The organism is Dactylosporangium sp. CS-033363 (assembly GCF_050942475.1).
Taxonomy (GTDB): Bacteria; Actinomycetota; Actinomycetes; order Mycobacteriales; family Micromonosporaceae; genus Dactylosporangium.
This window is the reverse complement of the sequence record NZ_CP192032.1, coordinates 6,127,871-6,143,811: the sequence shown is the minus strand read 5'-3', so window position 1 is coordinate 6,143,811 and position 15,941 is coordinate 6,127,871. Positions and strand designations below refer to the sequence as shown.

At 72.0% G+C, this 15,941-nt stretch carries 7 protein-coding genes; 5 read left to right on the top strand and 2 right to left on the bottom strand.

Features of this window, described 5'->3' with window-relative positions; genetic code table 11:
• The first annotated feature begins 1 nt into the window (after nucleotide 1).
• Genes ACQPZ4_RS28445 through ACQPZ4_RS28430 form a run of 4 tightly spaced genes read left to right on the top strand, consistent with a single transcriptional unit; the run spans nucleotide 2 to nucleotide 3,694 of the window.
• The gene (locus tag ACQPZ4_RS28445; protein ID WP_433041699.1) at nucleotides 2-1,024 is read left to right on the top strand and encodes an isocitrate/isopropylmalate dehydrogenase family protein; all 1,023 of its coding nucleotides are present in this window, start codon (nucleotides 2-4) and stop codon (nucleotides 1,022-1,024) included.
• Nucleotides 1,021-2,265 carry a 3-isopropylmalate dehydratase large subunit gene (locus ACQPZ4_RS28440; protein ID WP_433041696.1) on the top strand — a complete coding sequence of 415 codons (1,245 nt, stop codon included), beginning with the start codon at nucleotides 1,021-1,023 and terminating at the stop codon, nucleotides 2,263-2,265. The genes ACQPZ4_RS28445 and ACQPZ4_RS28440 overlap by 4 nt, the downstream gene beginning before the upstream one ends.
• On the top strand, nucleotides 2,262-2,750 hold the full coding sequence (locus ACQPZ4_RS28435; protein WP_433041694.1) for a 3-isopropylmalate dehydratase: 489 nt from the start codon (nucleotides 2,262-2,264) through the stop codon (nucleotides 2,748-2,750). The genes ACQPZ4_RS28440 and ACQPZ4_RS28435 overlap by 4 nt, the downstream gene beginning before the upstream one ends.
• A complete protein-coding gene (locus ACQPZ4_RS28430) occupies nucleotides 2,747-3,694 on the top strand; it encodes an aminotransferase class IV (protein ID WP_433041691.1) in 948 nt (315 codons plus the stop codon). The genes ACQPZ4_RS28435 and ACQPZ4_RS28430 overlap by 4 nt, the downstream gene beginning before the upstream one ends.
• 12 nt (nucleotides 3,695-3,706) lie before the next feature.
• Here the strand turns inward: ACQPZ4_RS28430 and ACQPZ4_RS28425 are convergent, their stop codons facing one another.
• The gene (locus tag ACQPZ4_RS28425) at nucleotides 3,707-5,341 is read right to left on the bottom strand and encodes a DUF885 domain-containing protein (protein WP_433041688.1); all 1,635 of its coding nucleotides are present in this window, start codon (nucleotides 5,339-5,341) and stop codon (nucleotides 3,707-3,709) included.
• An 82-nt stretch (nucleotides 5,342-5,423) separates the two neighbouring features.
• Nucleotides 5,424-9,146: a CBM96 family carbohydrate-binding protein gene (locus tag ACQPZ4_RS28420; RefSeq protein ID WP_433041685.1), complete on the bottom strand. Its 3,723-nt coding sequence runs from the start codon at nucleotides 9,144-9,146 to the stop codon at nucleotides 5,424-5,426.
• 411 nt (nucleotides 9,147-9,557) lie between these two features.
• Between ACQPZ4_RS28420 and ACQPZ4_RS28415 the strand changes: the two genes are divergently transcribed.
• Nucleotides 9,558-15,938, top strand: a complete 6,381-nt coding sequence (locus ACQPZ4_RS28415; RefSeq protein ID WP_433041682.1) for an RHS repeat-associated core domain-containing protein — start codon at nucleotides 9,558-9,560, stop codon at nucleotides 15,936-15,938.
• Nucleotides 15,939-15,941 lie beyond the last annotated feature (3 nt).

Below are 15,941 nucleotides of genomic sequence, written 5' to 3'. Positions count from 1 at the left end.
CGTGCGACCGCGGCTGTGCGTGATCCCGGGTGACGGCATCGGCCAGGAGGTCGTGCCGGTCGCGGTCGACGTGCTGCGGGCCGTGCTGCCCGGCGTGGAGTGCGAGCCGGCCGAGGCGGGCTGGGACTGCTTCCAGGCCCGCGGGGAGGCGGTGCCGGCCGAGACCCTGGAGGCGGTGCGGCGCTGCGGCGCGGCCCTGTTCGGGGCCACCGCCTCGCCCGGCCGGTCCGTGCCCGGCTACCGCAGCGCCATCCTGACCCTGCGCCAGCAGCTCGGCCTCTACGCGAACATCCGCCCGGCGGCCAGCCGGGCGGGCCTGTCGCCGCGGCCGGGCGTGGACCTGGTGGTGGTCCGGGAGAACACGGAGGACCTGTACGTGGGGCGCGAGTCCCGCGACGGCGACGTCGCCACCGCGCTGCGGGTCACGTCGGTGGCGGCGAGCCGGCGCATCGCCCGCACGGCGCTGCGCGTCGCCGACGCCCGGGGCGCGAAGAAGCTCACCATCGTGCACAAGGCGAACGTCCTGCCGGTCACCGACGGGCTGTTCCGCGACTGCGTCCGCGAGGAGATCGCGGCCTGGAACGGGCCGAGCGCCCACATCGCGGTCGAGGAGTGCTACGTCGACGTGGCCGCGCTGCGGATGGTCGGCGCCCCCGAGTCGTTCGACGTCATCGTCACCACCAACCTCTTCGGCGACATCCTGTCCGACGCCGCCGCGCACTGGAGCGGCGGCCTGGGCGTCGCCCCGTCGCTGAACCTCGGCGACGGGGCCGGCATCGCCGAGCCGGTGCACGGCTCGGCGCCGGACATCGCGGGGACCGGCGCCGCCAACCCGGCGGCGGCGATCCTCAGCGTCGCCCTGCTGTTGGAGCACGTGTGGGAGCGGCCCGACCTCGCCCGGCGCGTCGAGCGCGCCGTCGACGCCGCCGTGGCCGACGGGGTGCGGGCCCCGGTGCTGGCCACGGTCCGCCGCCGCGTGCTGGAGCAGCTCGATTCAGAACCCTCTGACGGAGGTACAGCATGAGCCAGACGCTTTCCGAACAGATCCTCTCGCGCGCCGCCGGGCGTCCCGTGCGCCCCGGCGACCTGGTCATCGTCCGGCCGGACGTCGTCATGGGCCACGACTCGCTGACCCCCAGCATGATCGAGATCATGCGGGACCAGCTCGGCGTGCCGCACGTGCTCGACCCCGACCAGCTCGTCCTGGTCATCGACCACGTCGCCCCGGCCACCTCGGTCGCCACCGCCAACACCCAGAACACCATCCGCGCCTTCGCCCAGGAGGAGGGCATCCGGCTGTTCGACGCCGGCCGCGGGATCGCCCACCAGGTGCTCGTCGAGGAGGGCATCGCCCAGCCCGGCAAGATCGTGGTGGGCTCGGACTCGCACTCGTGCGGGTACGGCTCCGTCGGCGCCTTCGGCAGCGGCTTCGGCTCCACCGACATCGCGCTGGTCTGGGCCACCGGCCAGATCTGGCTGCGGGTGCCCGAGACCCTGCGGGTGCTGGTGAGCGGCCGCTTCCGGCCCGGCGTCGACGTCAAGGACCTCGCCCTGAAGCTCTGCCGGGACCTGACCATCGAGGGCGCCACGTACGAGACCATCGAGTACCACGGCCTCGACTGGCTGCCGCTGCCCGGCCGGCAGACCCTCGCGAGCATGGCCGTCGAGCTCGGCGCGAAGGCCGGGATCGTGCCGCCGACCGGTGTGGTCGCCGAGCAGTTCACCGTGCCGGACTGGCTCTTCGTCGACCCGGGCGCGCAGTACAGCCGGACCGTGACCGTCGACCTGGACGCGCTCGAACCGCAGGTGGCCAAGCCGAACTCGGTGGACGCGGTCGTCGACCTGTCCGAGGTGCAGGGCACCGAAGTCTCGGTGGTGTTCCTCGGGACGTGCACGAACGGGCGGTACCAGGACCTGCGGGCCGCCGCCGACTTCCTGCGCGGCCGGCACATCGCCCCGGGCGTGCGGATGATGGTGACCCCGGCCTCGGCCCAGGAGATGGAGCGGGCGGCCGCCGACGACACCCTGGCCACCCTGCTGCAGGCCGGCGCCGTGCTCGGCTCGGCCGGCTGCGGCCCGTGCATGGGCCGCCACCAGGGCACCCTCGGCGACGCCGACGTCTGCCTGTCGACCGGCAACCGCAACTTCCGCGGCCGGATGGGCTCGCCCAAGTCGCAGATCTACCTGGCGTCGCCCCTGGTGGCCGCCGCGACCGCGCTGACCGGCCGGATCAGCGACCCCCGCGAGATCGGGAGTCCCGCATGAGCCGCGTGTGGAAGTTCGGCGCCAACGTCGACACCGACCAGATCGTCCCCGGCCGGTACGCGCCCTACCTGCGCCCGAACGAGGACCTGGGCAAGGCCGCGTTCATCGAGGCCCGCCCGGAGTTCGCCGAGCACGCCGAGCCCGGCGACGTCATCGTGGCCGACCGGAACTTCGGCTGCGGCTCGTCGCGGGAGTACGCCCCGCTGGCCCTGCGCAAGCGCGGGATCGCCGCCGTCGTGGCGCCGAGCTTCGCCCGCATCTTCTACCGCAACGCCATCAACCTCGGCATCCCGCTGTTCGTCTCCGACCGGATCGCGCTGGAGGCCCAGGACGGCGAGGCGGTGGAGCTGGACCGGGCCGGCGGGCGGATCACCCTCGGCGGGCGCGGCTACGACCTGCCCGCGCTGCCCAGCTTCACCCGGGACATCATCGACGCCGGCGGGATCGTCAACTTCGTCAAGGCCAACGGAAGGTTCCCGGGGTGAGCCTGGCCTCGCTGGCGCACGCCTCCGGCAACCCCCGCTGGATCTGGAGCGACGGCAAGATCATCGCCTGGGACCAGGCCACCGTCCACGTGAACGCGGCCGGGCACGCCGGGGTCACCGCGGTCTTCGAGGGCATCAAGGCCTACGTCGGCCGGGACGGCGGGCACCTGCAGGCGTTCCGCCTCGACGACCACCTGGCCCGGCTGCTGCACTCGGCCCGGATCTGCCGCCTCGACGTCCCGTTCGACCTCGCCGAGGCGCGCGCGGGCGTGCTGGAACTGTTGCGGGTCAACGAGTACCGCACCGACACCTACGTCCGGCCCTGGATCTTCCCGGAGGGCGTCATCCGGGAGGTGATGGTGCCGGACGGGGCCCGCTGCCGGCTCGTCATCGACTCCTGGCCGTTCCAGAGCGCCCTCGGCGCCGACCGGGGCTGCCGGGCCGCGGTCAGCTCGTGGACCCGCCCGGCCGACGCGTCGACGCCGGCCCGGGTCAAGGCGTTCTCCAACTACCACAACGGCCGGCTGGCGCTGATCGAGGCCCGGCAGAACGGCCACGACTTCCCGATCCTGCTCAACGACCGCCGCAAGGTCAGCGAGGCGCCGAGCTCGTGCGTCGCCCTGGTCCGCGACGGGCAGGTGGTGACGCCGTCGCTCACCAGCGACGTCCTGCAGAGCATCACGGCGTCCACCGTGGCCGAGCTGTGCGCCGAGCTCGGGATCGCCCTGGTGCACCGCGAGGTCGACCGCACCGAGCTGTACCTGGCCGACGAGTTGTTCCTCATGGGCACCGGCGTCGAGGTGCTCCCGATCGGCACGATCGACGGCATGCCGGTCGGCGACGGTGCCGCCGGCCCGGTGACGAGCCGGATCCGGCGGGCGTACCAGGACCTCGTCCGCGGTTCCGGCTCGCCCGCGCACGCCGGATGGCTGTCACCGGTCTAGCCCGTCGTCGGTCTACTGTGGAGGGAGGACCAGGTCCCGCAGCGTCCCCAGCCCGGCCGGTCCGCGGCGCAGCGCGTCCATGTGGAACTGCCGCAGGTCGAACGCGGCGCCGCGGCGGGACCGGGCCTCCTCGCGCAGCTCCAGCCACAGCCGCTCGCCGAGCTTGTACGAGGGGGCCTGGCCGGGCCAGCCGAGGTACCGGTCGATCTCGTCCCGGGCCCGGGCTTTGTCGGTCAGCGTCCGGGTGGCCATGAACTCGAGGCCGAGCTCGGGCGTCCACCGCTCGCCCTCGTGAAACCCGCTGCCGGCCGGGATGGCAAGCTCCAGGTGCATGCCGATGTCGACGATGACCCGGGCCGCGCGGAACAGGCTCTTGTTGAGCATGCCGAGCAGTTGCCCGTCGTCGAGGTACCCGAACTCGCGCATCAGCCGCTCCGCGTAGAGCGCCCAGCCCTCGCCGTGGCCGTCGATGAAGCACAGCAGCCGCTGGAACCGGTTCAGCCCCGCGGTGGCGACGGCGGTGCCGATCTGCAGGTGATGGCCGGGGACGCCCTCGTGGTACACCGTGCTGAGCTCCCGCCACGTCGAGAACTCCTCCCGGTCGGCGGGCAGCGACCACCACATCTGCCCCGGCCGGCTGAAGTCGTCGGCCGGATTGGTGTAGTAGGCGCCCATCCCGCCCCCGGACGGCGCGATGCGGCACTCGAGCCGCATCAGCTCGCCGGGGATGTCGAAGTGCGTGCCGCGCAGCTCGGCCAGGGCCCGATCGGACAGCTCCTGCAGCCAGCGTCGGAATCCGTCCTTACCGCTGATCTTGTACCGTCTGTCGGCGTCAAGTAATGCCGCCGCCTCGGCCGGCCCGCCGCCGCCGGCGATCCGCGCGGCGGTCTGGACCAGCTCGTGCTCCACGCGGCCGAACTCCTCCCAGCCCCACGCGTAGGCGTCGGCGAGGTCCAGGTCGGCCCCGAGGTATTTACGGGACCACAGCCGGTATACATCCGCGCCGACGGCGTCGTGCCGGCCGGCCCGCGGCGCGAGCTCCTCGGCCAGGAACCGGCCCAGCTCCGCGTAGGCCCCGGCGGCGGCCCGCGCGGCGTGTTCGTCGGGCTGGGCGAGGCCGGTGAAGTACCCGTCCGACCAGGTGCGGCACTGCTCGACGACCCGCTCCACCTGCCGGATGGCGGGCACGATCCCGTGGCCGGCCGCGGCCAGCAGCGAGACCTGGTACCCGGCGAGCGACGCCGGTACCTGACGGAGCCGCCGCGCGATCGCCGCCCGGTCCTGCTCGGTGTCGGCGGGCATGAGGTCGAACGCCTGCCGCACCTCCTGCACCGGGCTCCACGTCATGTTGAGCGACCCGGCGGGCAGCCCGGCCGCGTGGATCTCGACCTCCAGGCCGATCCGCTCGGCGAAGACCGCCTTGGCGACCCGCTCGGCCTCGTCCCGCGGCTGCGCGGCCCCGATAGCGCGCAGCGCCTGCCGGGCGAGCTGTTCGCGGTCCCGATGGCCTTCGGGCGACAGATCCGGCAGCAGGTCGTCGTAGCCGCTGATGCCGAACTCGGTGGCGGCGGTCGGGTACAACCGCGCATAACTGTCCACATAGGAGTTGCAGATCCCGTGCACCCGCGGTTCCAAGGAAGCGGTCACGATCGATATGTTACCGGAGTCGCCGGCGTTTGTGGGTGTCCGGGCGGCCGGCCCGCAGGCCGGCCGCCCTCCTTCGGTGTGGTCAGTAGACGGAGACGGCGAAGATGGCCATCGCGGGGTTGTCCGGCAGCTTGATCGAGGCGATCTGGCTGCCACTCGCGAGCGGCTGGCCGTTGTCGAGCAGCTGGACGTCCGCGGTGGCGTAGATGAACACCGGGACGTTGTCTCTGGCGCCCGTCGCGGCGTTGATGCGGTACGGCATCGCGGCCACGACGGTGTTGCCGCCCTGCGGGACACTGCCCTGGGCCCAGTCGGTGAGGATGATCTGGACCTGCTGGGTGTGGCCGTTGGTGAAGGTCACCGTGGCCGTGCCGGTCGCGTTGGTGTCGCCGGGCGTCGCGGCGGCGCCCAGGAACGAGATGTGCTGGGCCGGACCGCCGCCGGCCGCCGCCGGCGCGGGCAGGGTCTGCCCGATCGCCTGCCAGACGTCGTAGTGGTTCGACCGCCCGCCGCCGATGGTGAAGGAGTTCTCGCCGCCGACGCTCACCGAGTAGCCCGCCATCAGGCCCGGCTGACACGATCCCCACGGGCACGACGACTCGGCGCCGCTGCCGATCGCGGCGGTGGCGAGCGCGGTGCCGGAGTAGTTGTAGCCCGGGAAGAGCGGGTCGACCGTGGTCTGCCCGTCGGTCTCGACGCCGACCTTGTTCGGCGGCGTGTACGAGGAGCCGATCGCGACCTGGTGCGTGGTCCAGGCGCTGGCCGCGATGACCCGGCCGGGGGCGAACGTGGTCGTGGTCCCGTTGCTCGTCGCGTCGAACACCCCGAGGTTGCCGTCGACGCCGATCGACATCAGCGCCCAGTGACCCTGCGGGTCGACCCGCCCGGCGGTCGACATGGCCGCCGACGACTGGTAGAAGCCGCCGCCGATGATCTGGCGGTTGGTGGTCGCCGGCGAGCCGGTCAGCGGCACGGTGGCGTTCTCCAGCGCGGTCACGTTGCCGGTGCCGATCCCGCGGATGAGCAGGGTGGTGCCGGCGAGCCCGGGGAACGGCCCGGCCCCGAGCAGCTGCGCCTGTTCCCAGGCCCAGTCGGAGTAGTTGCCGGCGATGCGGGTGGGCGCGTTGAAGCCGATCGCGCCGGAGGTCGGCGTGTACAGCCACAGCTGCATGTTGTCCTGCCAGAACTCCAGCGTCATCATGCTCGGCCGGCCGCCCGGGGTGGTGGGCGGGACCGCGATCATCTGGCGGACCGCCGACCAGTCGTCGGCGTTGTACCCGGAGCAGCCGGAGCAGGCGGGCCTGTCGATGGCGCTGGTCATCGTCCAGGTCGTGCCGTTGCCGGCGGCGTTCTGGGCGACCGCGAGCCTGCCGTTCTGCATGAGGAGCAGGTCGTCGGCGTTCTTGCCGCTGAAGGAGCCGGCGTGCGCGACGATCGCCCCGGCGAACGTGCCGCTCGGCCAGAGCGTGTCCTGGTTGTACGGCAGGAGCACCCGCCCGCCGTACTGCAGCGGGTCCACGGTGGTGTTGCCGGTGGGCAGCACCGGCACGACGTCGGGGTTCGTGTACAGCCGCACGTTGCCGGCGATGTCCACGGTGGTCAGGTCCGGCTTGTTGTCGCCGTCGATGTCGCCCGCGGTGCCCGGGGTGTACGGCCCGAACGCCGACTGCTGGACGAAGAAGTCGTAGTGCACCGGCTGCGAGACGTTGCCCGCGGCGTCGACCGTCTGGGCCCAGACGGTGTTGGTGCCCCAGTGCAGGGCCGCCAGCGCGACGCCGATCGTGGCCGTGCCGCCGGCCGCGGCGACCGACTGCTGGCCGCTGCCGCCGGACGTGACGCTCGTACCGTTGACGTTGTACTGGAAGGCCGCGACGCCGCTCGGGTTGGTGCCGCCGTCGGTCGCGGCGAGGGTGAGGTTGCCCGAGTTGCCGGCGGTGACCGTCGACGGGCCCTGGGCCGGGTAGGCGGTGCTGCTGACCGCGGGTGCGCCCGGTGCGGTGGCGTCGTACTGGAAGTAGCAGGTCGCGGTGGTCGGGCTCCACAGGTGGGTGTTGTCGGCCTGGGCGTACCACGCGTACCGCTTGCCGTCGGCCACCGTGATGGGGTCGTGGACGGTGTAGTTCCCGCCGGAGTACGGGATGACCGTGACGATCGAGGCGGGGCTGCCGCCGTCGACGCCGACCCAGGCGTTGGCGTACAGGCTGTCGCCGCCGGTGTCGGGGCTGGAGACGGTGTAGTCGAGCGTGAGCTGGTGGTTGGCCGCGGCGGGGATGCGGGTGCCGGGCGCGGTGGTGTTGCAGGGGTAGGACTGGCCGCCGTTGTTCGCGCTGAGGCCGGTGGGCTGGTTGGGCTGGGACCAGTAGGTGACGACGAGGGCGGGGTTCAGGGCGAGTTTGCGGTACCCGCAGTGGTCGTCCTCGTTCGTCATGAACAACGCCACGCTCACCGTCGGCCAGCCCTGGTCCCGGGCGTTGGTCGCGATGTTCGTGGCCGGGATCTGGTAGCCGCCGTTGGTGCCGTTCACGGTGATGCTGTCGGACGGGCTGCCACCGATGCCCGGCTGGTTGTCCCAGTTGATGTTCGGACCGAAGTCGTTCGTGGTCGCGGCCTTGAGCGTGAAGCTGCCGGTGCACGACGAACTGGTCTGGATCAGCTGGATCTGGGCATCCTGGATCTGCTTGCCGGCGAGCGACGAGATCTGGCCGAAGTGCAGGTAGCTGCGGGTCTTGCCGGGCTTGTACCCCTTGGCGTCGGGCCAGTCGGAGAACCCGACGCGCAGGTTGTCGCCGGGGTTGTACTCCACGCTCGTGGTGTGGAACGACTGCACGTAGGCCTGCGGGCTGGTGATCGGGGCGATCGCGGGGTCGATGTAGAGCGGGTAGGTGACGTCCGCGCCGCGCAGTGCGGCCGCGGGGGGCGCCAGCGTGATGGCCGATCCGTCGGTGCGCAGCGGGACGGCGGTGACCTGCGCCATGCGGCCGGGGCCGCGGTCGGTGGAGGCGGCGGGCCGCTCGTCCCCGGCGGGCGCGGCGGTCTCGGCGTTGAGCAGCGACTGCCCCCGCACCGTGGCCGGGCGGGCCGAGTCCCACATGAGCGGCGGCGGCGCGGCGAAGACCGACCGGCCGGTGGCGGCGTCGACCGCGTTGACGGCCTGGGTCCTGCTGTCGGCGGCCATCCGCAACCCGGTGAGCTTCGTGCTCAGCCGCAGCTCGGCCAGGGCCGGGTCGGCGGCGGCGGTCGCGTCGCGCACGACGAGGACCTCGGTGATGCCGCCGTCGACGGTCGCGGTGACGCGCAGGTCGACCCCGCCGAGCACGTTCGCGTAGACCGCGGTCGCGCCGTCCAGGCTGGGCTTGGGCAGCGCCATCGGCAGGGCGACGGACATGAGGTGCCCGGCGCGGTCGTCGAACACGGCGAGCGGGCCGGTGCCGCCGCCGGACAGGCGCAGCCCGGAGGCCGCGGCGGCGGGGGAGAGGGTGCCGTCGGCCCCGGCGCGCAGGGTGGCGTCCGGCGCGGCCCAGGCCTGGCCGTTCCAGCCGTGCAGCGGCCGGGCGCTCGAGGTGAACGTGAAGGAGCCGTCCGGGTTGGCGAGCGTCTCGCTGTAGGCGGTGCGGGCCGACTCCACGGCCACCGCCTTGCCGCCGGCCTTGGCCTGCGCGGTCGCGGCGGCCTCGGATCCGGGCGGCGGACCGGCCGGCGCGGCGCCGGCCGGTGCGGCGAACGTGACGGCGGCGGCGGGTAAGGCCAGCGCGACGGCCAGCGCCGCCGCGAGCCGCGGACGTCCGCGGCGTTGCCTGATCTGCATCGTGCGGTCTCCTGGGTGTGTGGCCGGCGTAGGGACCGGCCGCGGCCCAGCGCGCATCGCCACCCGGCGACACGCGAGCCCGCGGCGACCCAGCCCCGTTTCCGGGTCGCGGAATTGGCGCAAATGATAGAGCGACGGCGATCTCTCGCGCCGACCGCAACCGTCCAGTACTCATGGTCGCTTAGCCGTCCAAAGTGGACATCTTCCGATCCGCGAAACGGACATCCGCAGCTCGGCGGCGCTGCGCTCACCGCGTGTGTTTTGAACCACACGCAACGGGACGCCGCGGAATGCCTTTCAGGGTCTACGTTCTCGCTCAGGCATTGACGTGTGCCGTCATCTCTCATCCACTGTGGATGGTGGCGGCCGCCTGGGCGACGGGGGTTGCTGGTGGACGGTCCTGCAGGTAAGTTGATCTTGGTCGGGCGGCGGCGCGTCGCGCTGGTGACGGCGGTGATCCTCGGCGCGCAGCTGGCCCTGGCCGCGAACGCGGTGGCCGCCCCGCCCGGCAAGGGCGGCACCTGGATCCCGCCGAACACGCCCAGGCCGGCCACGCAGGGCGTGCCCCGCGATCCCCGGGCGGGAGCCGCCGGCGGCGCCGCGCCGGCGCAGATGGCCCAGTACCGGACCCCGCACCGGACCGACCCGGTGCCCGGCGTCCAGACCCTGTCCCTGGCCGCGACCGCGGGCGTCCCGGCCCGCACCCTCGACCAGCAGGAACGCCAGCACCGCGGCACCACGGCGGCCGTCGACGGCGCCCCGGTCTGGGTCGGCGGCAACGCGGACGCACCGGGCCTGGTCCGCGTCGAGATCGCCCGCCAGGACCGCGCCGCCCAGGCCCACGTGGACTCGGGCCTGCTGCTCTCGGTCTCCCGCGCCGACGGCGCCACGGGCGCCGCGCCGGTGCGGGTCCAGGTCGCCCCGGACGCGTTCGCGGGCCGCTTCGGCGGCAACTACGCCCAGCGGCTGCGCCTGGTCCAGCTGCCGGCGTGCGCACTGAGCACCCCGGATCTGCCCGAGTGCCAGACCCGCACCCCGGTGCCGACGACCGTCGAGCCCGGCTCGGGCCGCCTGACCACGACGGTGACGACGCCGGCCTTCGCCACCCGCCTGAGCAGCGGCACGGCCGTACTCGCGGTCGACAGCGCCCCGGACGGCTCGGCCGGCAACTACAAGGCGACCAGCCTGAAGCCCTCCGACGCCTGGTCGATGAGCGGGACGGGCAGCTTCACCTACTCGTATCCGATCGCGGCGCCGCCGGCCCTGGGCGGCAATACGCCGGGGATCACCCTGGCCTACTCCTCGGCCTCGGTCGACGGCATGACGGCCTCGACGAACGCCCAGTCGGACTGGGTGGGCTCGGGCTGGTCGTACAACCCCGGCTACATCGAGCGGTCGTACATCCCGTGCAAGGACGACGGCGTCGCCAACTCCACCGACAGCTGCTGGGGCTGGGGCGGCCAGGAGGTGTCGGTCGACGTCGCCGGCATGTCCGGCGGCCTGGTCTACGACGACTCGGCCCACACGTGGCACCTGGCGAACGAGAACGGCGCGGCCATCGAGCTCAGGACCGGCGGGAGCAACGGCGCCTACAACGGCGAGTACTGGGTCGTGACGCTGCAGGACGGCACCCGCATGTACTTCGGCGCCGGTCACCTGCCCTCCGCCGAGGGTGGTACGGGCGTCGACCCGGCCTCGAGCAGCGCCTGGACGCAGCCGGTGTACTGCCCGAAGTCCGGCGATCCGTGCTACAGCTCCGGCACCGGCACGAACAGCTTCGCGTCCAACATGGCCTACCGCTGGAACCTCGACTACGTCGTCGACCCGCACGGCAACACGACGACGTACTCCTACGGCACCGAGACCAACTACTACGCCCGCGGCAGCGCGCACACGAACACCCAGTACGTGCGCGGCGGGTACCTCAAGCAGATCAACTACGGCTGGCGCAGGTCCGACGTGGCGGGCCAGGCCTCGCCGGTTCCGGCGGCGCAGATCGTGTTCACCACCGCCCAGCGGTGCAAGGGCTCGGCGAGCGAGTGCTCCTCCTACGGCAACCTGACGAAGGCCACGGCACCCGACTGGCCGGACACGCCGTTCGACCAGATCTGCGCGGACACCGGCACCTGCCTCAACAGCGGCATCTCGTACTTCTCGACGGTACAGCTGAGTCAGATCCAGACCCTGGTGAACAAGGGCGGGACGTACAAGCCGGTCGACACCTACGCGCTGGCCCACTCGTTCCCCGACCCCAACGACGGCTCCAGCCCGTCGCTGTGGCTCGACTCGATCACCCACACGGGCAACAACGCCACCACCGCGGTCTCGCTGCCACCGGTGATCTTCACGGGAACGCAGACGATGGCGAACCGGGTGCCCGGCTCGGGGACCTGGCCGGCCTACAACCACCAGCGCCTCGACAAGATCACCACGGAGACCGGCGAGCAGATCACCGTCACGTACGCCAACAGCACCGCCACGATCCAGGCGTGCGACCAGACGCCGGGGGCATCGCACCTGCCGTCGCCGACGAACAACACGATGCTGTGCTACCAGCAGTACTGGCAGGGGCAGGGCCAGCCGGCGCCGGTCGCCGACTGGTTCCAGAAGTGGGTGGTGGCCAAGGTCGTGCAGCACGACCCGGTCATCGCCGGCGCCAAGGACATGGAGTCGCACTTCAGCTACGTCGGCGACGCCGCCTGGCACCGCGACGACGCGGTCACCACGAAGAACGCCGAGCGCACCTGGAACCAGTTCCGGGGCTTCGGGCAGGTCATCAAGACGACGGGCGCCGCGCCCGACCCGGTGACGCAGACGGCCACGACGTACCTGCGCGGCATGCACGGCGACTACACCAGCCAGACGGGCGGCTCCCAGAAGTCGGTCACCGTCACGACGAGCACCGGCGACGCGGTCGTGGACGCGAACCAGTACGCGGACACGGCTCTGGAGATGGACACCTACACCCAGGCCGGCGGCACGGTGACGGCGAAGGAGATCAGCCTGCCGTGGTCGGCCCAGACCGCGTCGCACGCCGAGACCGCCCAGGTGGGCCTGCCGGCCAAGCTGGCCCAGTTCGTCAACGTCGGCACCAGCAAGCGGCTGACGCTGTTGAGCACCGGCGCCTGGCGCACGGTGAAGCGGACCGACACGTTCTCCGCCACGACGGGCCTGCTGCAGCAGAGCGACGACCAGGGCGACGTGTCCCTGCTCGGCACCGCCGACTCGCAGGAGACGTGCTCCACCACCACCTACGCGACACCGCCGGCCGGCAGCAACGCCGGCATGGTCGGCTACGCGAAGCGGAACCTCACCGTCGCCGGGGCCTGCGCCACCGCGCCGGGCGCGGCGACCACGATCGCCGACACGCAGACCTACTATGACGGCAACGCCGCACCGGGTGTCATCACCGACGTCGGCAACGTCACCCGCGTCGAGGACGTCGACTCGTACACCGGCTCCACGCCGGCCTACGCCGCAACCGTCTCGGACGCGACGTTCGACCCGTACGGCCGCCCGACGTCGGGCACCAACGCGCGTGGCCTCGTCAGCACCACGGTCTACACGCCGGAGTCCGGGCAGCTGCCGACGGGCATCACGAGCACCGACACGACCTTCCACCTCAAGACCGTCACGACGATGGACCAGGCGCGGCAGGTGCCGACGAAGACCGTCGACCCCAACGACAACGCCACCTCCGAGGCGTACGACGGCCTGGGCCGGGTCACCGGCGTCTGGTTGCCCGGCCGGGCCACCACCCAGTCGGCCAGCATCGTGTGCGCCTACAGCGTCAACGGCACCGTGTCGCCGTCGTTCTCCTCGACGAGGACGCTGCGCGACGACGCCACCTACGCCTGGGCCTACACCATCTACGACGCCCTCGGCCGGGAACGGCAGACCCAGAGCGTCTCCCTCGACGGCAGCAACGGCTCGCTGGTCACCGACACCTTCTACGACACGCACGGGTGGGCCACCAAGAAGACCCGCCCGTTCTACGTCACGGCGTTCCCGAGCGCGACGCTCTACCCGGCCGCCGACGCCTCGGTTCCGGGCGAGAACGTGAACACCTACGACGGGCAGGGCCGGACCACCGCCGTCACCCTGTACGCCCTCGGCCAGCCCCAGTGGACCACCACCACGGCCTACCCGGGCGGCGACCGCACGGACGTCACCCCGCCCACCGGCGGCACGGCGACCAGCACGTTCACCGACGCCCGCGGGCGCACCACCGCGCTGTGGAGCTACACGACGGCGACTCCGGACGGCAACGCCGCCCACGCGTCGATCCTCACCTACGGCTACTTCCCCGACGGCAAACGGTCGAAGGTGACCGCCCCGGGCGGACGGGTCTGGACCTACACCTACGACCTGCACGGCAACCCGGCCACGGCCACCGATCCGGACAGCGGCACCGTCACGACCCACTACAGCCCGGCCGGCGATCTGCTCAGCGGGGCGGACGCCCGGCCGAAGACGATCACGTGGACGTACGACGGCCTCGGGCGCAAGTCGACCCAGAGCGACGGCGGCACACTGCTGGCCAAATGGGAGTACGACACGGCCCCCGGCGGCAAGGGCAAGCTCGCCACCTCCACGGCGTACGTGGGCGGTGCGAACGGCTCCGCGTACGTCAAGGCGGTCACCGGGTACAACAACCGGGGGTCCATCACGGGCACCGCGGTGACGATCCCGGCCGGGCCGGCCGACGAGGCCAAGCTCGCGGGCACGTACACCAGCAGCACCTCCTACAAGACGATCACCGGGCTGCCGTCGGCGACCACGTACAACAGCGACGGCGGACTGCCGGCCGAGACCGTCACCACGCAGTACAACCAGAACGGCGTCCCGACCGTGGTCGCCGGCAACTCCTCCATGCTCACCTCGGTCGTCGTCGACCCGTACGGCAACCACACCACGACGACGCTCGGCGACATGCCGAACCAGGTGGTGAAGACCACGCACTACGACACGGCCGGCGATCGGATCATCGAGCAGTTCATCGACCGGGAGTCCGCGAGCACCCACGCCGACGACATCGTCAGCCTGATCGACCCGGCCGGCCGCGTCACCGCGATCCGGGACGTGCAGGGTGGCGGGGCCGCCACCGACCTGCAGTGCTTCTCCTACGACCAGCTGGGCCGGCTGACCGAGGCGTGGAGCGACTCCGGCGGCACCCACACGGCGGCCGCGCCCTCGGTGCCGAACATCGGCGGCTGCGACCACACGGCGGGCAGTGCGGCGAACCTCGGCGGCCCGGCCAGGTACTGGCAGTCCTACACCTACAACGCGGCGAGCAACCGCGCCACGATGACCGATCACGCTCAGGACGGCAACGCCGCCCACGACGTGGTACGCACCGGCACCTACACCGCCGACAAGCTCCAGTCGGTCCTCAACGACGGACCCACCGACACCACGGACAGCTACAGCTACGACGCGGCCGGCAACACCACGGGCCGGACGATCGGCGGGGGCCCCAACCAGACCGTGACGTACACGCCGCAGGACAAGACCGAGTCGGTCACCGATGCGGTCTCGGGGAACAAGGCCACCTACCGCTACGATGCCGACGGTGCACTCCTGCTGCAGCGGGACAAGGTCGGCTCGTCGACCAAGGTGACCCTGTACCTCGGCGATGAGCAGCTCACCCTCGACATCGGCACCAACACCCTCAGCGGCCTGCGGTCCTACCACCTGTCCGACGGCGTGACCATGGTGCGTTCGTCGGCCGGCGCGCTGACCTACGAGTTCGGCAACGCCCAGGGCACCCAGGGCCTGTCGATCGATGCCGGCCCCGCGCAGACCGTGAGCCGGCGGTACTTCTCCCCGTTCGGCGGCACCCGCGGCACCGTGCCCGGCTCCTGGGCCGACGACCGGGCGTTCCTCAACCAGCCCGCCGACCCGGCCAGCGGCCTCAACCTGCTCGGCGCCCGCAACTACGACCCGCTCACCGGCCGGTTCCTGCAGCGCGACCCCGTCTTCGAGGACGACGTCAACCAGATCGGCGGGTACGCGTACGCCGGCAACTCGCCGGTCACCCGGTCCGACCCGTCCGGGCTGCGGCCGGACTGCACGGGCGACTGCCTGGCGAACTGGTCGGCCGTGCAGACGGAGGGACGGGTCCTGGGCGCGGCGAGGAAGGCGGCCGAGGACGCGATCGACAACAATCCCAAGGCGCACTGTGACGTCGCGTGCGCCCGCCGCCGCGCCGCCAAGGCCCGCATCGCCGACCGGGATCACTTCGTCGCACCGTTCCTCGCGGAGAACCCGTATCTCACGGAGACGGTTCTGGCCAGCGGCGACGAGCAGCAGTTCGTGCTCGAGGACGTACCCCTGTCCGCACCGTTCGGCAACGATGTCACCTCGGAGACCTTCTCGTCGTCGACCGCGGTGTCCCAGACGGCGGAGTGGTCCGAATCGCTGGGAAGCACTCGCGAGCTCACCGCGGAGATCGGTGCGACCGCGGGCGTGACAGGCTCGTTCGGCATGAGCGCGAGCGCCGAGGAGTCGTTCACCTACACCTGGTCGAAAGGCAACGAGCGCACCCTCTCGAACGAGTACAGCGTCGAGCCGGGCCAGCGGGCCATCATCGTGCCGATCGTCGCGGTGAAGTGGGAGCTGGTTCGCGTCAGCGGGAAGGATGCGTACGGAAACCCGGTGTCGTACACGAAGATGCGGATGAACGTACAGTTGCTCGGTCCGACCGCCGTGCCCACCAAGGTCGGGTCGATCCCGACCGGTGGCAAGAGCGCGAACGACGTCGGGGTCTCCGTCCTCAACCACATCAAGTAGGCA

Coding starts and splice junctions, on each gene's coding strand:
- ACQPZ4_RS28440 (WP_433041696.1), top strand. CDS start 1,021: ATGAGCCAGACGCTTTCCGAACAGATCCTCTCGCGCGCCGCCGGGCGT.
- ACQPZ4_RS28435 (WP_433041694.1), top strand. CDS start 2,262: ATGAGCCGCGTGTGGAAGTTCGGCGCCAACGTCGACACCGACCAGATC.
- ACQPZ4_RS28420 (WP_433041685.1), bottom strand. CDS start 9,146: ATGCAGATCAGGCAACGCCGCGGACGTCCGCGGCTCGCGGCGGCGCTG.